General features: G+C 60.2%; 30 protein-coding genes. 24 read left to right on the top strand and 6 right to left on the bottom strand.

The genetic code is table 11. The annotated features are described in order from the left end of the window. The first annotated feature begins 82 nt into the window (after positions 1–82). The 12 genes from rpsJ (at position 83) to LPW39_RS13080 (ending at position 6,140) form a co-directional block, all read left to right on the top strand. Positions 83–394, top strand: coding sequence for a 30S ribosomal protein S10 (rpsJ, locus tag LPW39_RS13025; RefSeq protein ID WP_021025591.1), 312 nt, complete (start codon positions 83–85; stop codon positions 392–394). A 233-nt stretch (positions 395–627) separates the two neighbouring features. Further along, complete coding sequence (gene rplC / locus LPW39_RS13030) at positions 628–1,299, top strand: 50S ribosomal protein L3 (RefSeq protein ID WP_021025592.1); 672 nt, start codon at positions 628–630, stop codon at positions 1,297–1,299. Further along, positions 1,299–1,919 carry a 50S ribosomal protein L4 gene (rplD, locus tag LPW39_RS13035; RefSeq protein ID WP_021025593.1) on the top strand — a complete coding sequence of 207 codons (621 nt, stop codon included), beginning with the start codon at positions 1,299–1,301 and terminating at the stop codon, positions 1,917–1,919. The genes rplC and rplD overlap by 1 nt, the downstream gene beginning before the upstream one ends. Then, the gene (gene rplW, locus LPW39_RS13040; RefSeq protein WP_021025594.1) at positions 1,916–2,251 is read left to right on the top strand and encodes a 50S ribosomal protein L23; all 336 of its coding nucleotides are present in this window, start codon (positions 1,916–1,918) and stop codon (positions 2,249–2,251) included. The genes rplD and rplW overlap by 4 nt, the downstream gene beginning before the upstream one ends. 2 nt (positions 2,252–2,253) lie before the next feature. Then, entirely contained in the window at positions 2,254–3,078 is an 825-nt protein-coding gene (rplB, locus tag LPW39_RS13045; protein ID WP_021025595.1) for a 50S ribosomal protein L2, read from the top strand. 10 nt (positions 3,079–3,088) lie between these two features. Next, complete coding sequence (gene rpsS, locus LPW39_RS13050; RefSeq protein WP_027010580.1) at positions 3,089–3,364, top strand: 30S ribosomal protein S19; 276 nt, start codon at positions 3,089–3,091, stop codon at positions 3,362–3,364. A gap of 10 nt (positions 3,365–3,374) precedes the next feature. Continuing rightward, positions 3,375–3,707, top strand: a complete 333-nt coding sequence (gene rplV / locus LPW39_RS13055) for a 50S ribosomal protein L22 (RefSeq protein ID WP_021025597.1) — start codon at positions 3,375–3,377, stop codon at positions 3,705–3,707. Between the two features lie 16 nt (positions 3,708–3,723). Further along, positions 3,724–4,587, top strand: coding sequence for a 30S ribosomal protein S3 (gene rpsC / locus LPW39_RS13060; RefSeq protein WP_021025598.1), 864 nt, complete (start codon positions 3,724–3,726; stop codon positions 4,585–4,587). A 2-nt stretch (positions 4,588–4,589) separates the two neighbouring features. Further along, positions 4,590–5,006: a 50S ribosomal protein L16 gene (gene rplP, locus LPW39_RS13065; RefSeq protein WP_021025599.1), complete on the top strand. Its 417-nt coding sequence runs from the start codon at positions 4,590–4,592 to the stop codon at positions 5,004–5,006. Positions 5,007–5,023: 17 nt separating this feature from the next. Beyond that, positions 5,024–5,221 (top strand): 50S ribosomal protein L29, encoded by a 198-nt coding sequence (rpmC, locus tag LPW39_RS13070; RefSeq protein ID WP_021025600.1) that lies wholly within the window; start codon positions 5,024–5,026, stop codon positions 5,219–5,221. 11 nt (positions 5,222–5,232) lie between these two features. Continuing rightward, positions 5,233–5,502 (top strand): 30S ribosomal protein S17, encoded by a 270-nt coding sequence (gene rpsQ, locus LPW39_RS13075; RefSeq protein WP_021025601.1) that lies wholly within the window; start codon positions 5,233–5,235, stop codon positions 5,500–5,502. Between the two features lie 128 nt (positions 5,503–5,630). Beyond that, complete coding sequence (locus LPW39_RS13080; protein WP_021025602.1) at positions 5,631–6,140, top strand: peroxiredoxin; 510 nt, start codon at positions 5,631–5,633, stop codon at positions 6,138–6,140. A 124-nt stretch (positions 6,141–6,264) separates the two neighbouring features. Here the strand turns inward: LPW39_RS13080 and LPW39_RS13085 are convergent, their stop codons facing one another. Then, positions 6,265–6,759: a GNAT family N-acetyltransferase gene (locus LPW39_RS13085; protein ID WP_133857661.1), complete on the bottom strand. Its 495-nt coding sequence runs from the start codon at positions 6,757–6,759 to the stop codon at positions 6,265–6,267. Between the two features lie 109 nt (positions 6,760–6,868). Then, the gene (locus LPW39_RS13090) at positions 6,869–7,381 is read right to left on the bottom strand and encodes a TlpA family protein disulfide reductase (protein WP_230775511.1); all 513 of its coding nucleotides are present in this window, start codon (positions 7,379–7,381) and stop codon (positions 6,869–6,871) included. Between the two features lie 136 nt (positions 7,382–7,517). Between LPW39_RS13090 and LPW39_RS13095 the strand changes: the two genes are divergently transcribed. The 4 genes from LPW39_RS13095 to ptsP all read left to right on the top strand — a co-directional run bounded on the left by LPW39_RS13095 (position 7,518) and on the right by ptsP (position 10,888). Next, positions 7,518–8,063, top strand: a complete 546-nt coding sequence (locus LPW39_RS13095) for a hypothetical protein (RefSeq protein ID WP_230775513.1) — start codon at positions 7,518–7,520, stop codon at positions 8,061–8,063. A 148-nt stretch (positions 8,064–8,211) separates the two neighbouring features. Next, positions 8,212–8,661, top strand: a complete 450-nt coding sequence (locus LPW39_RS13100; protein WP_230775514.1) for a PTS sugar transporter subunit IIA — start codon at positions 8,212–8,214, stop codon at positions 8,659–8,661. Then, positions 8,630–8,899 carry an HPr family phosphocarrier protein gene (locus LPW39_RS13105; RefSeq protein WP_116926826.1) on the top strand — a complete coding sequence of 90 codons (270 nt, stop codon included), beginning with the start codon at positions 8,630–8,632 and terminating at the stop codon, positions 8,897–8,899. The genes LPW39_RS13100 and LPW39_RS13105 overlap by 32 nt, the downstream gene beginning before the upstream one ends. A gap of 228 nt (positions 8,900–9,127) precedes the next feature. Further along, positions 9,128–10,888: a phosphoenolpyruvate--protein phosphotransferase gene (ptsP, locus tag LPW39_RS13110; RefSeq protein WP_230775517.1), complete on the top strand. Its 1,761-nt coding sequence runs from the start codon at positions 9,128–9,130 to the stop codon at positions 10,886–10,888. Positions 10,889–10,902: 14 nt separating this feature from the next. Here the strand turns inward: ptsP and LPW39_RS13115 are convergent, their stop codons facing one another. Continuing rightward, a complete protein-coding gene (locus LPW39_RS13115) occupies positions 10,903–11,895 on the bottom strand; it encodes a GlxA family transcriptional regulator (RefSeq protein ID WP_230775519.1) in 993 nt (330 codons plus the stop codon). A 134-nt stretch (positions 11,896–12,029) separates the two neighbouring features. Here LPW39_RS13115 and LPW39_RS13120 point away from each other — a divergent pair, with 134 nt between their 5' ends. Then, positions 12,030–12,620, top strand: a complete 591-nt coding sequence (locus LPW39_RS13120; RefSeq protein ID WP_230775521.1) for a cysteine hydrolase family protein — start codon at positions 12,030–12,032, stop codon at positions 12,618–12,620. A 66-nt stretch (positions 12,621–12,686) separates the two neighbouring features. Here the strand turns inward: LPW39_RS13120 and lipA are convergent, their stop codons facing one another. The 3 genes from lipA to LPW39_RS13135 all read right to left on the bottom strand — a co-directional run bounded on the left by lipA (position 12,687) and on the right by LPW39_RS13135 (position 14,882). Next, positions 12,687–13,667: a lipoyl synthase gene (gene lipA / locus LPW39_RS13125; protein ID WP_230775523.1), complete on the bottom strand. Its 981-nt coding sequence runs from the start codon at positions 13,665–13,667 to the stop codon at positions 12,687–12,689. 141 nt (positions 13,668–13,808) lie between these two features. Next, positions 13,809–14,513 (bottom strand): lipoyl(octanoyl) transferase LipB, encoded by a 705-nt coding sequence (lipB, locus tag LPW39_RS13130; RefSeq protein ID WP_230775525.1) that lies wholly within the window; start codon positions 14,511–14,513, stop codon positions 13,809–13,811. Between the two features lie 57 nt (positions 14,514–14,570). Further along, positions 14,571–14,882, bottom strand: a complete 312-nt coding sequence (locus tag LPW39_RS13135) for a YbeD family protein (RefSeq protein WP_230775527.1) — start codon at positions 14,880–14,882, stop codon at positions 14,571–14,573. Positions 14,883–15,101: 219 nt separating this feature from the next. Here LPW39_RS13135 and LPW39_RS13140 point away from each other — a divergent pair, with 219 nt between their 5' ends. From LPW39_RS13140 to atpG, 7 genes are read left to right on the top strand one after another with little or no spacing between them, the layout of a single operon-like run. Next, positions 15,102–15,575, top strand: coding sequence for an ATP synthase subunit I (locus LPW39_RS13140; RefSeq protein ID WP_133857649.1), 474 nt, complete (start codon positions 15,102–15,104; stop codon positions 15,573–15,575). Between the two features lie 20 nt (positions 15,576–15,595). Continuing rightward, positions 15,596–16,459 carry a F0F1 ATP synthase subunit A gene (gene atpB / locus LPW39_RS13145; RefSeq protein ID WP_230775529.1) on the top strand — a complete coding sequence of 288 codons (864 nt, stop codon included), beginning with the start codon at positions 15,596–15,598 and terminating at the stop codon, positions 16,457–16,459. Positions 16,460–16,512: 53 nt separating this feature from the next. Next, entirely contained in the window at positions 16,513–16,761 is a 249-nt protein-coding gene (gene atpE, locus LPW39_RS13150) for a F0F1 ATP synthase subunit C (protein WP_021025615.1), read from the top strand. Positions 16,762–16,796: 35 nt separating this feature from the next. Further along, the gene (locus LPW39_RS13155) at positions 16,797–17,267 is read left to right on the top strand and encodes a F0F1 ATP synthase subunit B (RefSeq protein WP_021025616.1); all 471 of its coding nucleotides are present in this window, start codon (positions 16,797–16,799) and stop codon (positions 17,265–17,267) included. A 12-nt stretch (positions 17,268–17,279) separates the two neighbouring features. Further along, positions 17,280–17,828, top strand: coding sequence for a F0F1 ATP synthase subunit delta (locus LPW39_RS13160; RefSeq protein WP_133857651.1), 549 nt, complete (start codon positions 17,280–17,282; stop codon positions 17,826–17,828). 42 nt (positions 17,829–17,870) lie between these two features. Next, on the top strand, positions 17,871–19,430 hold the full coding sequence (atpA, locus tag LPW39_RS13165) for a F0F1 ATP synthase subunit alpha (protein ID WP_230775531.1): 1,560 nt from the start codon (positions 17,871–17,873) through the stop codon (positions 19,428–19,430). An 18-nt stretch (positions 19,431–19,448) separates the two neighbouring features. Continuing rightward, positions 19,449–20,321, top strand: coding sequence for a F0F1 ATP synthase subunit gamma (gene atpG / locus LPW39_RS13170; RefSeq protein WP_021025619.1), 873 nt, complete (start codon positions 19,449–19,451; stop codon positions 20,319–20,321). Positions 20,322–20,330 lie beyond the last annotated feature (9 nt).

Here is a 20,330-nt window from a genome sequence, read left to right on the forward strand (position 1 = left end):
ATCCGCGAAGGCGGCCGTACCGTGGGCGCTGGCGTGGTTGCCAAGATCATTGCTTAATTCTTAGAACAACTGGGAATTAACCATGTCCAAGCAAAAAATCCGCATCCGCCTGAAGGCTTTCGATTACAAGTTGATCGACCAGTCCGCTGCTGAAATCGTTGAAACCGCTAAGCGCACCGGCGCGATTGTCAAGGGTCCCGTGCCCCTGCCAACCCGCATGAAGCGTTTCGACATTCTGCGTTCGCCCCACGTGAACAAGACTTCGCGTGACCAGCTGGAAATCCGCACCCACCAACGCCTGATGGACATTGTCGATCCTACCGACAAGACCGTTGACGCGCTGATGAAGCTGGACCTGGCTGCCGGCGTGGACGTCGAAATCAAACTGCAATAAGGCCTTAAAGCCACTCCTCCGGGTGTGGCTGCTTGTCCTTTCTAACGCGAACTTGCCTATTTGGGAAGTTCGCGTTAGAATTTATGGCTTCGTGTTCTATACGTCCAATTTGCCTGGCATTTTGGTGTTAAGGGGCGAAGTTTTTATTAACCTTCTTTCGTGCCGATGGCGTCAAACCCAGGGGCAACACCGAGCCAATTGCAGTTTCGGTGGCGGAAGTTTTGGAGCAACAAATGAGTCAAAGCAACTCCCTCGGGTTGCTGGGCCGTAAGGTAGGCATGATGCGCCTGTTCACGGATGACGGCGATGCAGTGCCTGTCACCGTGGTGGATGTGTCTAACAACCGCGTGACCCAGGTCAAAACCCAAGAGAACGACGGCTACGTGGCCCTGCAGGTCACCTTTGGTCAACGCCGCGCTTCGCGCGTGACCAAGCCAGCCGCTGGCCACCTGGCCAAGGCAGGCGTGGAAGCTGGTGAAATCACCCAGGAATTCCGCGTTGAAGCTGACACCGCCGGCAAGTACGCCGCAGGTGCATCCTTGCCAGTGACCGAGATCTTCGCAGTGGGCCAAAAGGTCGACGTGCAAGGTACCTCGATCGGTAAGGGCTACGCCGGTACCATCAAGCGTCACAACTTCAAGTCGCAACGTGCTTCTCACGGTAACAGCCGTTCGCACAATGTTCCCGGCTCGATCGGTATGGCACAAGACCCAGGTCGCGTGTTCCCCGGTAAGCGCATGACCGGTCACATGGGCGATGAGACCGTGACTACCCAGAATCTCGACGTGGTTCGCATCGACGAAGCCCGTCAACTGCTGCTGATCAAGGGCGCAATCCCCGGTTCGAAGAATGGCTTCGTGACCGTGCGTCCTGCTGTCAAGGCAGCTGCTAAAGGAGCGAACTAATGAAGCTCGAACTCCTGAACGAACAAGGTAAGGCAGCCTCCCAAGTGGACGCTCCTGAGACCGTGTTTGGTCGCGATTTCAATGAAGACCTGATTCACCAGATCATCGTTGCTTACCGCGCCAACGGCCGTCAAGGCACACGCGCTCAAAAGGACCGCGAACAAGTCCGTCACACCACCGCCAAGCCTTTCAAACAAAAGGGTACTGGCCGTGCACGTGCTGGTATGTCGTCTTCGCCTCTGTGGCGTGGCGGCGGTCGCATCTTCCCGAATCTGCCTGATGAAAACTTCACGCAGAAGATCAACAAGAAGATGTACCGTGCCGGTATGGCATCCATCTTCTCGCAGCTGGCCCGTGAAGGCCGCCTGGCTGTGGTTGATTCGCTGACGGTTGATTCGCCCAAGACCAAGGTACTGGCTGACAAGTTCAAGTCCATGAACCTGGACTCGGTGATGGTGATCGCCGACGAAGTGGACGAAAACCTGTACCTCGCTTCGCGCAATCTGAAGAATGTGTTCGTGGTTGAGCCACGTTACGCTGATCCAGTGTCGCTGGTGCAATTCAAGAAAGTGCTCGTTACCAAGGGCGCTCTCGACAAACTCAAGGAGATGTTCGCATGAGCCGTGTGAACCCTACTCCCGCCGAACGCAAGTTCGACGAAGGTCGTCTGATGCAAGTGCTGGTTGCTCCTATCGTGTCCGAAAAGGCCACGCTGGTTGCTGAAAAGTCCAACGCTGTGACATTCAAGGTGCTGCAGAACGCCACCAAGCCCGAGATCAAGGCCGCTGTTGAGCTGCTGTTCAAGGTCGAAGTGAAGGGCGTGTCTGTGGTGAACACCAAGGGCAAGACCAAGCGCTTTGGCAAGACCATTGGCCGCCGCGACAACGTTCGCAAGGCTTATGTGCTGCTCAAGCCAGGTCAAGAGCTGAACCTCTCTGGGGAGGCTGCGTAATCATGGCTGTTATTAAGCTCAAACCAACTTCGCCCGGCCAACGCCATGTGGTGAAGGTGACCCGTGGCCATCTGCACAAGGGCGAAGGTTTCGCTCCTCTGCTGGAACCTCAGTTCCAAAAGGCAGGCCGCAACAACAACGGTCACATCACTACCCGTCACAAGGGCGGTGGTCACAAGCACCACTACCGTGTGGTGGACTTCAAGCGCACCAAGGACGGTATCCCCGCCAAGGTTGAGCGTATTGAATACGATCCAAACCGTACCGCTCACATCGCTCTGGTGTGCTACGCAGACGGCGAGCGTCGTTATGTGATCGCTCCGCGTAACCTGGAAGTGGGCGCAACCATCATCAGTGGCTCTGAAGCACCGATCCGCGTGGGTAACACCCTGCCGATCCGCAACATCCCTGTGGGTTCGACCATTCACTGCATCGAGCTGAAGATCGGCGCTGGCGCGCAAATCGCCCGTTCCGCTGGTACCTCGGCTACCCTGCTGGCTCGCGAAGGCGTCTACGCCCAAGTGCGTATGCGTTCGGGCGAAGTTCGCAAGATCCATATCGAATGCCGTGCAACCATCGGTGAAGTCGCCAACGAAGAACACAGCCTGCGCCAACTGGGCAAGGCCGGTGTCAAGCGTTGGATGGGTATTCGTCCTACCGTCCGCGGTGTGGTGATGAACCCTGTCGATCACCCACACGGTGGTGGTGAAGGCAAGACCGGTGAAGGCCGTCACGCAGTTGACCCATGGGGCAATCTGACGAAGGGCTACCGTACCCGTAACAACAAGCGCACACAGACCATGATCGTGTCGCGCCGTAAGAAGTAAGGGGTAGCAAATGACTCGTTCTCTTAAAAAGGGTCCGTTTGTTGACCATCACTTGCTGGCAAAGGTCGAAAAGGCCATCGCCACCAAGGACAAGAAGCCAGTGAAGACCTGGTCGCGTCGCTCCATGGTTCTGCCCGATTTCATCGGTCTGACCATCGCCGTGCACAACGGCAAGCAACACGTACCGGTATATGTAACCGACCAGATGGTGGGCCACAAGCTGGGCGAATTCGCCCTGACGCGCACCTTCAAGGGTCACCCCGCTGATAAAAAAGCGAAACGATAAGGAGTAGACCATGTCTGAAACACGTGCAGTCCTCCGCGGCGTTCGCCTGTCGGTTGACAAAGGCCGTCTGGTTGCGGATCTGATTCGCGGCAAGAAGGTTGACCAAGCTCTGAACATTCTCGAATTCACGCAGAAAAAAGCTGCTGTGATCGTCAAGAAGGTTCTGGAGTCCGCTATCGCCAACGCTGAGCACAACGACGGCGCTGACATCGACGAATTGAAGGTCAAGACCATCTTCGTTGAGCAAGGCACCACGCTCAAGCGTTTTACCGCTCGCGCCAAGGGCCGCGGCAACCGCATCAGCAAGCCTACCTGCCACATTTATGTGACCGTGGGTAACTGAGGCCTAAAGGAAGAACATGGGACAAAAAATCCATCCTACCGGCTTCCGTCTGGCGGTCAGCCGTAACTGGTCTAGCCGCTGGTACGCAAGCAACCGTGATTTCGCCGGCATGCTGGCCGAAGACATCAAGGTTCGTGAGTACCTGAAAGAGAAGCTGAAGAACGCTGCCGTGGCACGCGTTCTGATCGAGCGTCCTGCCAAGAACGCCCGCATCACCATTTACTCGGCTCGTCCTGGTGTGGTGATCGGCAAGAAGGGTGAAGACATCGAGGCCCTGAAGAAGGAACTCGCTGCTCGCCTGGGCGTGCCAGTCGCTGTGAACATCGAAGAAGTGCGCAAGCCTGAAATCGATGCTCAGCTGATTGCTGACTCGATCACCCAGCAGCTCGAAAAGCGTATCCAGTTCCGTCGCGCCATGAAGCGTGCGATGCAGAACGCGATGCGTCTGGGCGCTCAAGGTATCAAGATCATGTCGTCGGGCCGTCTGAACGGTATCGAAATCGCACGTACCGAGTGGTACCGCGAAGGTCGTGTGCCACTGCACACCCTGCGCGCCGACATCGATTACGGCACCTCCGAAGCCAAGACCACCTACGGTGTGATCGGCGTGAAGGTGTGGGTCTACAAGGGTGACACTCTGGGTCGTAACGATCTGCCAGCCGCAGAAACGCCACGTCCTGAAGAAGAGCGTCGTCCACGTGGTCCTCGTCGTGACAACCGCAATGGCGATCGTCCATCGCGTGGCCCTCGCCGCCCCGCTGGTGGTAACACGGCTCCTGCAGACGGTAGCGACAAGCCCGCCGGCGCTGGTGCTGATTCCGTTAAGCGCGTTCGCAAGACTGACGCGCCCGCTACAGCAGCGGACGGTAAAGGAGAATAACTATGCTGCAACCTGCTCGCCGCAAATACCGCAAGGAGCAAAAGGGTCGCAACACTGGTATCGCAACCCGTGGCAACACGGTAGCGTTCGGTGATTTCGGCCTGAAATGCACGGACCGTGGCCGCCTGACGGCCCGCCAGATCGAGGCTGCACGTCGTGCAATCTCCCGTCACGTCAAGCGTGGCGGCCGTATCTGGATCCGCGTGTTCCCTGATAAGCCAATCTCGACCAAGCCAGCCGAAGTCCGTATGGGTAACGGTAAGGGCAACCCAGAGTACTACGTGGCTGAAATTCAGCCCGGTAAGATGGTGTTCGAAATCGTTGGCGTGCCCGAAGAACTGGCCCGCGAAGCGTTCCGCCTGGCTGCTGCCAAGCTGCCGCTGCGCACCACGTTCGTTACCCGTCAGCTTGGCGCTTAAATTCAGGAGAAATCGATATGACGAAAGCTGCTGAACTGCGCCAAAAAGACGTTGCTGGCCTGGAAGCCGAGATCAAGTCCTTGCAAAAGGCTCACTTTGGTCTGCGCATGCAAAAGGCAACGCAACAACTGGGTAACACCGCCACCATCAAGGCTACCCGCCGCGATGTGGCACGTGCCAAGACCATTCTTGCTGAAAAGCAAGCCGCCAAGTAATAGGAGCCGACATGACGGAAGCTAAAAAATCCCTCAAGCGCACCTTGATTGGCAAGGTGGTCAGCGATAAGCGTGAAAAGACCGTGACCGTTCTGGTAGAACGCCGCGTGAAGCACCCCATCTACGACAAGATCATGATCAAGTCCAGCAAGTACCACGCCCACGACGAAAAGGGCGAGTACAACACGGGCGATACCATCGAGATCACCGAGAGCCGTCCGCTCTCCAAGACCAAGAACTGGGTGGCTACCCGCTTGGTGCAAAAGGCTGCTTTGGTTTAAGTCTTTTGCGACTTGCACCAACGTAACTTCAAAAACGACCCACAATCTGTGGGTCGTTTTTTTATGCCCGTTTTGGCCCATCGGCCAGCGGGATCACTGCCTGATGGGCAATTTACAAGGAGTACTCCATGATCAAAGTTGGTGATTCGCTTCCCTCTGCAACCCTGAGCGAGTTTGTGGCGGTCGAAGGCAATGGCTGCAGCCTGGGCCCCAACGCCTTTGATGTGAGCAAGGAAGCTGCTGGCAAGACCATTGCTTTGTTTGCCGTGCCCGGCGCGTTCACGCCGACCTGCTCGGCCAAGCACCTGCCTGGCTACGTGGAAAAGGCAGAAGCCTTCAAGGCCGCTGGCGTGGACGAGATCTGGTGTCTGTCGGTCAACGACGCCTTTGTGATGGGCGCCTGGGGCAAGGACCAGCACACCGAAGGCAAGGTGCGCATGATTGGTGACGGCGATGCCGCCTTCGCCAAGGCCACCGGCCTGACCCTGGACCTGAACGGCAAGGGCCTGGGCCTGCGCAGCAACCGCTACTCCATGCTGGTCAAGGACGGCAAGGTTGTGCAGCTGAACGTGGAAGCCCCTGGCCAGTTCACGGTCAGCGATGCCGACACCATCCTGGCCCAAGCCAAGCAGGCCTAAGGCCACACCAGGCTGCTGCTGCGGCGCTGCATGGCGTTGCAGAGCCTGGCTGGAATGCGCAAAGCACGCCTAGGCGTGCTTTTTTGTGGCTGGGCGGCATGCCTTGCGGTGCACAGCACCGCCGTCAGGGATGGACGTCCGCCTTGAGGTAATGCGTGCCGGCAACGGGGTTGTGGTAGTAGGGCGGAATCTCTTCAAAGCCGAAATCGGCATACAGCGCACGGGCCGATTCCATGCTGTCCAAGGTGTCGAGCAGGATGCAGTCATAGCCCAGGCGGATGGCGCTGGCCATCGTGTAGTCCACCAGTTGGCGGCCCAGGCCAAAGCCCCGGAAGGCCTTGCGCACATAGAGGCGCTTCATCTCGCAGGCATTGCTGTAGTCCACATCATCCATGGGCCGCAGTGCGCAGCAGCCGGCGACGGAACCCTCCACCAGCGCCAGCACCAGATCGCCGCGCGGGTCGCCATATTCGCCGGGCAGGTCGGCCAGCTCTTCCTCAAAACCCTGGAAGCCCAGATCAATGTCCAGTGACTGGGCATATTCCCGAAAGATCTCGCGGGTCACCGCAAGCTCTTCCGGTGTGGTGGGGTGCAGGAACGTTATCTCAGGTCTGTCCACAGCGGCAGCGCTTAGTAAAGGAATGCGCAGTGTAGCGCCCGCGTCCGGACAGGCACCATCGAAAAACCGCCCATCGAGGGCGGTTTTCTTGCTGGGCTGTTGCAAAGGCTCAGGTCTCTGCCAGCAGCTTGTCGATCAGCTTGTGCAGCTCATCAAAGTTGGGCGCGCCGACATAGCGCTTGACCACTTGGCCCTGCTTGTCCACGACAAAGGTGGTGGGGGTCAGCTGGATGTCGCCCCAGTCCTTGGCAATCTGGCCGGTGTTGTCGATCGCGACCTTGAACGGCAGCTTGCGCGATTGGGCAAAGTTGACGACATAGCTCGGAGGGTCGTAATGCATGGCCACGGCCATGGTGTCGTAGCCCCGGTCCTTGTACTTGTCGTAGGTCTTGACGATCTCGGGCATCTCCGCCACGCAGGTGGTGCAGCTGGTCGCCCAGAAGTTCACCAGCGTGACCTTGCCCTTCATGTCTGCCGTCGTCTGGGTGCTGCCGTCGAGCAGCACAAAGCGGCTCTCGGGTGCGGCCGCCTGACCCGTGCCCTGGTAGACATAGGCTCCAATGCCCAGCGCGGCAGCGATGGCCAGCGCGGTAAAGACGGTGGTGGTGGTTTTTCTGGACATGGTGCTCGGAGTCAACGCGGTGCCGAAAGTTCGGCGCTGTGGCCATTATGCGACCATGTACACCCTGAGGTGCAGTGCAGTGGCTCTACCTGCGCGCCTGGCTTGACCGTCGCCATGCCGTGCCCATAATGGCCGGATGCCCCTGGCCCGCTGCCTGATCCTCACCACCGCATTGCTGCTGGCCGCCTGCAGCCCGGCGCTGAACTGGCGTGTGGTGGCCCTGGCCGATGCGCCGCTGGACCTGATGCTGCCCTGCAAGCCCGACCGTGCCGTGCGCGATCTGGCCTGGGGCAGGCAGACCCTGGCCGTGTCGATGGTGGGCTGCCAGGCCGAGGGGGCGACCTATGCGCTGGCCCATGTGGCCCTGACGCGGCCGCAGGATGCAGCCACGGTGATGGCAGACTGGCAAAAGGCCTTGCACCAGCAGCTGCAGTTGGCCGATGCCTGGCAGCCGCTGCCCGGGCAGGCCTTTGTCTTGCCCGGTACCCTGGAGCTGCCGCAGGCTCGCCAGCTGCAGTGGCAGGGCCGCAATGGCACGGGCCAGCCGGTGTATGCCAATGCGCGCTGGTTTGCACGCACGGAAGGGCAACAGGTGCGGGTGTACCAGGCCATGGTGCTGTCCCCTGCGCCGTTGGCGGACGGGGTGCTGCAGAGCTTTGTCAAAGGGCTGCAACTGCGCTAGGGCTGGGGTGTAGCGGCCAGGGCGTTGGGCTAAGCAACACTACCAATGTTGCAGTGCCGCAAAATAGCTACACTGGCATGGGATACGGGTGGCCCGGTATCGCCGCCAGTAAGACGCCTCTACACAGAACTTCTAGTATTTTGATTTGATGAGCAACCGGATATTGTTGATCGCCCATGCACCGCTGGCCCAGGCGCTAGCGCAATGCGCTGCGCATGTGTTCCCCGACAGCGGAGAGCACCTGATGGCGCTGGATGTGCCTGCCAGCGCCGACCCGGTGGCCTGCCTGCAGGAGGCGCAGGCCATGCTCGACAGCAGCCACAGCGGCCCGGTGTTGGTGCTGAGCGATGTGTTCGGTGCGACCCCGCATAATATTGCCCAGGAGTTGGCCAAGCGCCGTGCATCCACCCGGCTGGTGGCCGGTGTCAACCTGCCGATGCTGCTGCGTGCGCTGTGCTATCGCCAAGAAGATCTGGACAGCCTCGTGGCCCGGGCCATTGCCGGGGGCAGCCAGGGCATCATGCAGGTGACGCAGACCACGCCACAGAACCAAAATATCCGAGCACATGATCAAGACCGCAGTCACCATCAGCAATAAATTGGGCCTGCATGCCCGTGCGTCTGCCAAACTCACCAAGCTTGCCGGCAGCTTTGCCTGCGAGGTCTGGATTACGCGGGGCGAACGCCGCGTCAATGCCAAGAGCATTATGGGGGTGATGATGCTGGCCGCCGGCATCGGTACCGAAGTGACCATCGAGACCGATGGCGCCGATGAGCAGCAAGCAATGGACGCCTTGCTGGCCCTCATCAACGACAAGTTCGGCGAAGGCGAATAAGGCGCTGCCTGGCGTCTGCAGCGGTGCAGCCCGGGTCCGCTTGCTCCGTGTCTGGCAGTACGCTGCCTGCTGCTGTTGGCATGCGGCCCGCCTTGCAGGCATGCACCGCCCTCGGCTTGAACACCCACCTTTCCCCGCGCTCTACCAGCCCCTTGCTTGTACAGTCTTCTGAGACAGGCGTATAAATCAGCTTGGCGCAGCAGCGCGCCAGCGAAGAGGAAGTTCCGCATGACATTTGCCATCCATGGAATCGCAGTGGCCCGGGGGATTGCCATTGGCCGGGCAGTCATGGCAGCGTCCAGCCACCTGGAGGTCACCCATTACCTGATCGAGCCCGACCAGGTGGCGCGCGAGATCGAGCGCGTGCGCAAGGGACGGCTGGCGGTGATCGAAGAGTTGCAGCGCCTGCGCGGTGACCTGGGGGTGGATGCACCGCAGGAGCTGGAGCCGCTCTTGGATGTGCACCTGATGCTGGTGCAGGATGACATGCTTTCTTCAGGCGTGCGCCAGCTGATCAGCGAACGCCTCTACAACGCCGAATGGGCGCTGACCGCGCAGCTGGAGCTGCTCTGCCGCCAGTTCGACGAGATGGACGACGAGTACCTGCGCGAGCGCAAGGGCGACCTGGAGCAGGTGGTGGAGCGGGTGCTGCGCCATATGCGCGGTGTCTCCAGCCCGGTAGCTGCGCCGGTCAGTACGCCGTTGGGCGTGCAGGAGGGTCAGCACGACTGGGTGGCCGATGAGCGCGATGCACCGATGGTGCTGATCGCCAATGACCTCTCGCCCGCCGACATGCTGCAGTTCAAACAAAGCGTGTTTGCCGGCTTTGTCACGGCGGTGGGCGGCAAGACCAGCCACACCGCCATCGTTGCGCGCAGCATGGACATTCCGGCCGTCGTGGGTGCTCGCACGGCCAGCCAGCTCATCCGCGCCGATGACTGGGTCATCATCGACGGCGATGCCGGCGAGGTGATTGTCGACCCCTCGCCGATCCTGCTGGAGGAGTACCGCTTCAAGCAGCGCCAGATGCGGCTGGAGCGCGAGCGCCTCTCGCGCCTGCGCGATACGCCGTCCATCACCATCGATGGCGAGCGCGTCGAGCTGCTGGCCAATATCGAGCAACCCGGCGATGGCCCGGGGGCGGTGAAGGCCGGCGCCGTGGGTGTAGGGCTGTTCCGAACCGAGTTTCTCTTCATGGGGCGGGGCGGTAAGGTACCCGATGAGGAAGAGCAGTACCGCGCCTACCGCGAAGCGCTGGAAGGCATGCAGGGCATGCCGGTCACCATCCGCACCCTGGACGTGGGGGCCGACAAGCCGCTGGACAAGGCCCAGCCCAAGGACTACTACCTCAACCCCGCGCTGGGCTTGCGCGCCATCCGCTTCAGCCTGGCCGACCCGGACATGTTCCGCACCCAGCTGCGCGCCATCTTGCGCGCAGCAGCCCATGGCCCGGTGCAATTGCTGTTCCCGATGCTGGCCCATGTGAGCGAGATCAAGCAGACCCTGGCGCTGGTCGAGCAGGCCTCGCAGGAGCTGCGCGAGCGCAATGTGCCCCAGGGCCTGGTCAAGCTGGGCGCGATGATCGAGATCCCGGCTGCTGCGCTGATGGTGCGCACCTTCTTGAAATACTTCGACTTCCTCTCGATCGGCACCAATGACCTGATCCAGTACACCTTGGCCATCGACCGGGCCGACGAGGCGGTGTCGCAGCTCTACGATCCCTTCCATCCCGCCGTGCTGCGCCTGGTGGCCGAGGTCATCCAGGCGGCCAATGCCGCTGGCAAGGATGTCTGCGTCTGCGGCGAAATGGCCGGCGACACCGCCATGACCCGTTTGCTGCTGGGCCTGGGCCTGCGCAGTTTTTCGATGCAGCCCGCGCAGATTCTCGCCATCAAGCAGCAGGTGCTGCGGGCCGACACGCGGCGCCTGGTGGGCTGGGCCCAGCAGGTGGTGGATGCCGAGAACCCGGCGGATCTGTTGGAGAACTAAAGCCTTCGCGGGGCTTACTCTGCCGGCGTGCGAAAGCGGCTGCGGTACTGGCCCGGTGTGGTACCCAGCTGGCGGCGAAAAGCGCGGTGCAGGGTATCGGTGGTGTTGAAGCCGCAGGTCTCGGCCACCTGATCCAACGAGGCATCGGTGGCCTCCAGCTGCTGGCGGGCTGCCTCCACCCGCGCGGCTTCCAGATAAGCCGCCGGCGTCATGCCCAGCTCGGTCTTGAAGATGCGGGCCAGCTGCCGGTCGCTCACATGCATCTGTTCAGCCAGGTCAGCCATCGACAGTGGTTGGCCCAGGTTCTGCGCGATGTACTGGCGCAGGTCCTCCATCCGGCGGGTGCTCGACAGTGGCTCCAGCATGACGCTGAACTGGCTTTGGCCGCCGGTGCGTTTCAGAAACATCACCAGCTGGCGGGCCACACGCATCGCCAAGGTATTGCCAAAATCCTCCGCCACCAGGGCCAGCGCCAGGTCCAGGCAGGTGGTCAGGCCGGCCCCGGTCCAGATGCGGCCCTGTTGGATGTAGATGCGGTCGGCATCGACACGGATATCAGGATGGTCCTGGGCCAGTTGGGCGGCGGTGGACCAGTGTGTGGTGGCCTGCTTGCCTTCCAGCAGGCCGGCGGCCGCCAGGATATGCGCGCCCACACAGACCGAGGCCACGCGCCGGGACTGGTCAGACAAGGTCTGCACCCACTGCACCACGGCCGGATCGGCGAGCGCCTGCACGCGGCCCTTGGCATCCATCTCGACGGAGCCCGGCACGATCAAGGTATCAATCGCCTGGTGCTGCAGGCTGTCCAGGCGAATGTCGGGCAGCACGCGCACGCCGGCGGCCGTGGTCACCGGCTCCAGCGTCTCGGCCGCCAGCAGCACCTGGTAGCCGCAGGGCTCGTCCATCTCGCGCTGCAGCAGCGCAAACACCTCGGGTGGGCCGGTGATGTCGAGCAGGTCAACCCGGTCAAACAACACGATCACGATCAGGCGTTCTGGGTGCGGCATGCGGTCTTTCGTTCAAGGCGGGTGTCGGTTTCTGCGGCTAAGACGGCATTGTCGGCAGCGGAGGCTGTCCCTAAGATGCATCCATGTCGCCACCACTGCGGGTGGCTGTAACCCATCCCTACAAGGCAATCACGATGCATACCAGCACTTTACGCGAACTCAACCAACTGGACGCCAAGCCCGCCGTCCTGGCCCAGTCAACCCTGATTCTGGTGGATTACCAGAACACCTACACCCGTGGCGTGATGGCGCTCGAAGGTTGGGAAGCCGCGCTGGACGCCGCATCCCGCCTGCTGGCCCAGGCCCGCGCGGCCGGCGCCAAGGTGATCCATGTGATGCACGATGGCGGCGAGGGCTCGCCTTATGACATCCGCGCCGAGATCGGCCAGATCCATGCCAGCGTGGCACCGCTGGCGGGTGAGCCCGTCGTCGTCAAGACGGCCCCCAACTCCTTCCACAACACCGACCTGGCCCAGCATGTGGATGCGGCAGGCAACGAGCAGCTGGTGATCATCGGCTTCATGAGCCATATGTGCGTCACCTTCACCGCCGAAGGCGCCTTCCTGCGCGGCAAGCGTGCCACCGTGGTCGCCAACGCCTGCGCCACCCGTCCGCTGCAATCCGCTGCCGGTGCGGTCTCTGCCGCGCAGCTGCACCAAAGCGCGATGGCCACCATTGGTGACCTGTATGCGGTGGTGGTGGGCAGCAGCGCAGCGTTGGGTTGAGGCAGCGGCCCGCATGCAAAAAGGCTGCCTACGAGGCAGCCTTTTTGCTGTGGCGAACACCGCGCCTTAAACGCCCGCAGCGTGGGCCTGCTGGTCAGCGTGGTAGCTGGAGCGTACCATCGCACCCACGGCGGCGTGGGTGAAGCCCATCTTGTAGGCCTCTTCTTCAAACATCTTGAAGGTGTCAGGGTGCACATAGCGGCGCACCGGCAAGTGGCTGTTCGACGGAGCCAGGTACTGGCCAATCGTCAGCATGTCGATGTTGTGGGCACGCATGTCGCGCATCACCTGCAGGATTTCCTCGTCCGTCTCGCCCAGGCCCACCATGATGCCGCTCTTGGTCGGCACCGTAGGGTGCAGTTCCTTGAACTTCTTGAGCAGGTTCAGGCTGAACTGGTAGTCGGAGCCGGGGCGCGCTTCCTTGTACAGGCGCGGCGCGGTTTCTAGGTTGTGGTTCATCACATCGGGCGGAGCGGCCTTCAGGATTTCCAGCGCGCGGTCATCGCGGCCGCGGAAGTCGGGCACCAGGATTTCGATCTGGGTCGTGGGCGAGAGCTCGCGGATGTTCTTGATGCACTCGACAAAGTGGCCCGAGCCACCGTCGCGCAGGTCATCGCGGTCCACGCTGGTGATCACCACATACTTGAGGCGCAGCGCGGCAATGGTGCGTGCCAGGTTCAGCGGCTCGTTCATGTCCAGCGGGTCGGGGCGGCCATGGCCCACGTCGCAGAACGGGCAGCGGCGCGTGCACTTGTCGCCCATGATCATGAAAGTGGCCGTGCCCTTGCCGAAGCACTCGCCGATGTTGGGGCAGCTGGCCTCTTCACAGACGGTGTGCAGATTGTTCTGGCGCAGGATGTCCTTGATCTCGTAGAAGCGGGTCGTGGGGCTGCCGGCCTTGACGCGGATCCAATCGGGCTTTTTCAGCACCTCGGCTTGCTGGACCTTCACGGGGATGCGCGCCAGTTTGGCGGCCGCCTTTTGCTTGGCCAGCGGGTTGTAGGTGGCAGCGGACTGTGCTTCGCGCACGACTTCATTGGTGCTCATGTTGCTCACTTTAGTTGTTTCACCGCGTTCTGTGCGACAGGCACGCACAAAACCGGAGGGGCCGTAGGCTCTGAGCAGGTACGGCCCGAGGCTGCTGCGCCGCCCCTTAGTGGGGAATAGGGCATGCGCTGCGGCACCAGGTTATGCAGAACCGGCAGGCGCCAAGCGGGCGGAAAGCTCTTGCGCCAAGGTCTTGGCCACATCCTCCCAGTCGGCGTTAACCCCGATTGTAGAAAGATCGACGGTTTGCAGCCCGGCATAACCGCAAGGGTTGATGCGGTGGTAGGGTTCCAGGTCCATCTTTACATTCAGGGCCACGCCATGGTAGCTGCAGTGCCGGCTGATCTTGATGCCCAGGGCAGCGATCTTGCCAAGGCCTTCAAATACCGGCTCGGGTGCAGGGCTGCCGGCATCGCGCTGCACCGGGCGCTGGGCCAGCATTGCGTGGGAGAACGGGTCGTCCAGGCGCACATAGATGCCCGGCGCGCCGGCCACGCGGTGGCCGGTCACTCCAAAGGCGGCCAGGGTGCGTATTACGGCTTCCTCAATGCGGAACACATACTCCTTGACGAAGTAGCCCGCGCGCTGCAGATCAATCAGAGGGTAAGCGACCACTTGCCCCGGACCGTGGTAAGTGACTTGGCCGCCCCGGTTGGTCTGTACCACTGGGATGTCGCCTGTATGCAACAAATGGCTGGGCAGGCCGGCAATGCCCTGCGTGAAAGTGGCCGCATGCTCACAAATCCACAGCTCATCGGGTGTTTGCGCGGAGCGCTGGGCGGTGAATTGCTGCATGGCTTGCAGCGTGGGCGCGTAATCGGCCTGGCCAAGAAAGCGGGTTTGCATGGCAAAAAGCGGCCACCAAGGGCCGTCAAGGTTCACAAAGGTGACAACAAGGCCCGCTTACAGTACGACCTTGACCATGGGGCTGGAGGTGAGCGCCCGGTAGAGGTTGTCCAGCTGTTCGCGGCTGGTAGCCGTCACGGTGATCGTGACGCCCAGGTACTTGTCGCCGCTGCTGGGGCGCAGCTCCACAGAGCTGGCATCGAAGAAGGGGTCGTGTTCCTTGGCGATGGCGGTGACCGCATGGACAAAGCCGTCCTGGTTGAGACCCATCACTTTAATCGGGAAGTCTGAGGGGTATTCGATCAGGGAATCTTTGCGGGGATCGGCGCCGGAATCGACAGGGTCAACAGGAGGTGTAGTGGTGGTCATTTTGCTATTAAAACAGAAGCTTGCAAGTGATGTTCCATCAGTCGATAAGCCATCTTCCTGGTGTGGAATTTGTCGGATGCAACCGACGTGAAAAGGGGTGCAATGGGGGCTTGTGTGCCGCAAAAAAACAGACGCGCAACAAAACGCTTCCCGTTTGCAACGGGTTTATCCTTATAATCGCAGGCTTTGGCTAGGTTGTTCTGCCCGGGAGCCAACACTATGACAACAAATGCTCCACAAGAAGAACATGTGGCTGAAGAGCCGGACTTCAAGCCCCTGACTGCGCAAGAAGCAGCAGAGTGGCGCCAGCGCCATCCGCCGGTATCGGTGGTGCGTGTGGTGAAGTGGCAGCTGGTCGTCGGGGTGGTGCTCACAGTATTGGTGGGTCTGGTGACGCAGCGGGCCGGATGGATGTGGTCGGTGGCATACGGTGCGGCGGCGGTGGTGATTCCTGCTGCCTTTTTTGCACGTGGGTTGCGGCTGCATCTGGGGGCTGGGCAAGAGAATCTTGCGATGGTCCGGTTCTTTGGTTTGGAGATCGCAAAATTGGTTTTGACCGTGGTGCTGCTTCTGCTGGCGCCGCTGGTCGTGCCGGGACTCAACTGGTTGGCGCTGGTGTTGGGTCTGGTTGTAGTGATGAAGACGTACTGGTTGGCGCTTTGGCTGCTGACCAGATCTGCAAAAATTTTGTAATTGAGAAGAAGAGTTGTCCGATGGCCGCAGAAGCGAATGCACCCACTGCAAGTGAATACATCGTTCACCACTTGCAGCATCTTCAGAATATCAAGCAAAAGTCGATCATCGATTTCTCGGTGGTCAACCTTGATTCGATCTCAGTGAGCGTGATCTTGGGCGTGCTGGGCATCTTCGTGATGTGGCTGGCAGCACGCACAGCTACCTCGGGCGTACCTGGTCGTTTCCAGGCGGCTGTCGAGATGCTGGTCGAGATGGTGGACAACCAGGCCAAGGCCAATATCCACAACGCCCAATCGCGCAAGTTCATTGCCCCGCTGGCCCTGACCGTCTTCGTCTGGATTTTCCTGATGAACGCGATGGACTTGCTGCCGGTCGACCTGCTGCCGCTGCTGTGGCAAGGCGCCACCGGTGACCACCACGCTTATCTGCGTGTTGTGCCTACCGCCGATCTGTCGACCACGCTGGGTCTGTCGACTGCCGTGCTGGTCCTGTGCCTGTACTACAGCGTCAAGATCAAGGGTCTGGGCGGCTGGGCGCATGAGTTGGTGTCCGCTCCCTTTGGTACCAGCAAGAATCCTGTCTTTGCCGTGATCCTCGGCATCGTCAATCTGTTGATGCAGATTATTGAATACGTTGCCAAGACGGTTTCGCACGGTATGCGACTGTTCGGCAACATGTACGCTGGTGAGTTGGTGTTCATGCTGATTGCCCTGATGGGTGGCGCAGCCGCTATGTCGCTCTCTGGTGTGTTGCTCCCCGTGGGGCACATCATTGCAGGCACGATCTGGGCGATCTTCCACATTCTGGTGATTACTCTGCAGGCCTTCATTTTCATGATGCTGACGCTGATTTATCTCGGCCAGGCACATGAAGCTCACTAACTGTTCCCTTTCCTTTTTCTCTTAACCTTTCTTTTTTTTTCTCAGGAGTCATCATGGAAAACGTTCTCGGTCTCGTCGCTCTGGCTTGTGGTCTGATTGTTGGTCTGGGCGCTATCGGCGCTTCGATCGGTATTGCTCTGATGGGCGGCAAGTTCCTGGAATCGTCGGCACGTCAGCCTGAGCTGATCAACGAACTGCAAACCAAGATGTTCATCTTGGCTGGTCTGATCGACGCTGCATTCCTGATCGGTGTTGCTATCGCTCTGCTGTTCGCTTTCGCCAACCCATTCCAACTGGCCTAAGCTCCGATCAACGCCGTAGATAGAAAGGTGTTGCCGTGAGTATTAACGCGACCCTGTTCGTTCAGGCCATTGTCTTCTTGATTCTGGTGCTCTTCACGATGAAATTCGTGTGGCCACCTATTGCCAAGGCGTTGGATGAGCGAGCAAAGAAAATCGCCGATGGTCTTGCTGCTGCCGATAAGGCAAAGTCCGAGTTGACAGCTGTGAACAAGCGCGTTGAGGAAGAACTTTCCGCAACCCGCAATGAGACAGCGTCGCGTATCGCGGACGCAGACCGTCGTGCCCAAGCAATCGTAGAAGAGGCCAAGGCCCGTGCTACCGAAGAAGGCAACAAGATCATTGCCGCCGCTCGTGCAGATGCCGAGCAGCAAGTGATCCAGGCGCGCGAATCGCTGCGCGAGCAAGTTGCAGCTTTGGCTGTCAAGGGTGCTGAGCAGATTCTCCGCAAGGAAGTCAATCCTGCGGTACACAGTGATTTGCTCAATCGCCTGAAGACTGAGCTGTAAGGAAGCAACGAAATGGCAGAACTCGCCACCATTGCCCGTCCTTACGCTGAAGCCTTGTTCAAGGCCTGCACCGAAAAAGGTGTTGGCTTGAGCGACGCCCTGTCTTGGACGGACGAACTGGCGGCGATTGCCGCCGATCCGGAAATGCGCCAACTGGCCGACAATCCCAACGTCACCAACGAACAGGTGATCGATGTGATGGCTGGTGTGACGCTGGCACGCGGTTGGGCCTTGTCAGACCTGGCGCGCAACTTCCTGCGTACGGTGGTAGATAACCGCCGTCTGGATGCGCTGCCTGAAGTGGCCTCGCAATTTCGCGCACTGGTGAACCGCAACAACGGTTCGTCGGACGCGCTGGTGTACAGCGCCTTCCCCATGGATGACTCCGCATTGAATGCGCTGGGCACCGTGCTGGAAAAACGCTTTGGCCGCCCACTGAATCTGAGCACCACCGTGGACGAGTCGCTGATTGGCGGCGTTCGCGTTGTGGTGGGTGACGAGGTGCTGGACACCTCGGTCAAGGCCCGTCTCGAACAAATGAAAGCAACCCTCACTGCGTAATGCAGTTCGAGGATTCGGCTAAACCATGAAAAGGAGTGAGTAATGCAACTCAATCCCGCAGAAATTTCTGAACTGATCAAGAGCCGCATTGAGGGTCTGTCAGGCAATTCCGATATCCGTAACCAAGGTACGGTCGTGTCGGTGACCGACGGTATCGTGCGCGTGCACGGCCTGTCCGATGTGATGGCCGGCGAAATGCTGGAATTCCCAGCCACCGCCGACGGTCAACCTTCCTTCGGTCTGGCTCTGAACCTGGAGCGTGACTCTGTTGGCGCCGTGATTCTGGGTGAGTACACCCACATCTCGGAAGGCGACATCGTCAAGTGCACCGGCCGTATTCTGGAAGTGCCCGTGGGCCCAGAACTGGTGGGTCGCGTGGTGAACGCTCTGGGCCAGCCTATCGACGGCAAGGGTCCTATCAACGCCAAGATGACCGACGTGATCGAAAAGGTTGCGCCTGGTGTTATCGCCCGTCAATCCGTGGACCAGCCCCTGCAATCGGGTATCAAGTCCATCGACGCGATGGTGCCCGTCGGCCGTGGCCAGCGCGAGCTGATCATTGGTGACCGCCAGACCGGTAAGACCGCTGTCGCGATCGACGCCATCATCAACCAAAAGGGCCAAGGCGTTACCTGCGTGTACGTGGCTATTGGTCAGAAGGCTTCGTCGGTCAAGAACGTGGTGCGTGCTCTGGAGCAAGCCGGCGCGATGGAATACACCATCGTCGTGGCCGCTACCGCTTCTGAATCCGCTGCTATGCAGTACGTGTCGGCCTACTCGGGTTGCACGATGGGTGAGTACTTCCGCGACCGTGGCCAAGACGCCCTGATCGTGTATGACGACCTGTCCAAGCAAGCCGTGGCTTACCGCCAAGTGTCGCTGCTGCTGCGCCGTCCACCAGGCCGCGAAGCGTTCCCTGGCGACGTGTTCTATCTCCACAGCCGCCTGCTCGAGCGCGCAGCCCGTGTGAACGCGGACTACGTGGAAGCCTTCACCAAGGGTGAAGTCAAGGGTAAGACGGGTTCGCTGACGGCTCTGCCCATCATCGAAACCCAAGCCGGTGACGTGTCGGCCTTCGTGCCTACCAACGTGATCTCGATCACCGACGGCCAGATCTTCCTGGAAACCAGCCTGTTCAACGCCGGTATCCGTCCCGCTATCAACGCCGGTATTTCGGTGTCCCGCGTGGGTGGTTCCGCTCAGACCAAGCTGATCAAGGGCCTGTCCGGCGGTATCCGTACCGACCTGGCACAGTACCGTGAACTGGCTGCTTTCGCGCAGTTCGCTTCTGACCTGGACGATGCAACCCGCAAGCAACTGGACCGCGGTGCCCGCGTGACCGAGCTGCTCAAGCAAGCCCAGTACAGCCCGCTGCCCGTCGCTCTGATGGCCGCTTCGCTGTTTGCTGTGAACAAGGGTTTCATGGACGACATCGAAGTCAAGAAGGTTCTGTCCTTTGAATCGGGTCTGCACCAGTTCCTCAAGACCAGCTACGGCGCCTTGGTGGACCGTCTGAACGAGAAGAAGGCTTTCGACAAGGAAGGCAAGGACGAAGCTGAACTGACTGCAGCCATCACTGCATTCAAGAAGTCCTTCGCTTAATCCGGTCGAGGAGTCATCATGGCAGCAGGCAAGGAAATACGCGGCAAGATCAAATCGGTGGAAAACACCAAGAAGATCACCAAGGCCATGGAAATGGTTGCCGCATCCAAAATGCGCAAGGCGCAGGAGCGGATGCAGGCAGCCCGTCCATACAGCGAAAAGATTCGCGCAATTGCAGCTCACCTGAGCCAGGCAAACCCCGAATATGTTCATCCCTTCATGGTGTCGAATGACGTCAAGAAGGTGGGCGTGATCGTGGTGACGACTGACAAGGGCCTGTGCGGCGGCATGAACACCAATGTGCTGCGTGCCGTGACGAACAAGCTCAAGGAACTGCAATCCGCTGGTGTCAGCACGGAAGCCGTGGCCATTGGCAGCAAGGGTCTGGGCTTTCTGACGCGCGTGGGTGTCAAGGTGGTGGCCAACGCTACTGCCTTGGGCGATACGCCGCATCTGGATGCGCTGATCGGCCCGGCCAAGGTTTTGCTCGACCAGTACGCTGAGGGCAAGCTGAGCGCGGTCTATTTGTGCTACACCAAGTTCATCAATACGATGAAGCAGGACTCGGTTGTGGAGCAGTTGTTGCCCCTGTCGCAAGAAGCGATCCAGGGCTCGGCACCGGCTGCATCCCACGGCTGGGACTATATCTACGAGCCCGATGCGCAAAGTGTGATCGACGAGCTGCTCGTGCGTTATGCGGAATCGCTGATCTATTCGGCCGTTGCAGACAACATGGCTTCCGAGCAGTCTGCACGCATGGTGGCCATGAAGGCCGCCACCGACAACGCCGGCAACGTCATCAACGAGTTGAAGCTGATCTACAACAAGACGCGTCAGGCTGCGATTACGACCGAGTTGTCGGAAATCGTCGCAGGCGCCGCGGCTGTGTAATACAGCTCG

This window comes from Comamonas koreensis (assembly GCF_021026195.1).
In the GTDB taxonomy this organism is placed as follows: Bacteria; Pseudomonadota; Gammaproteobacteria; order Burkholderiales; family Burkholderiaceae_C; genus Comamonas; species Comamonas koreensis.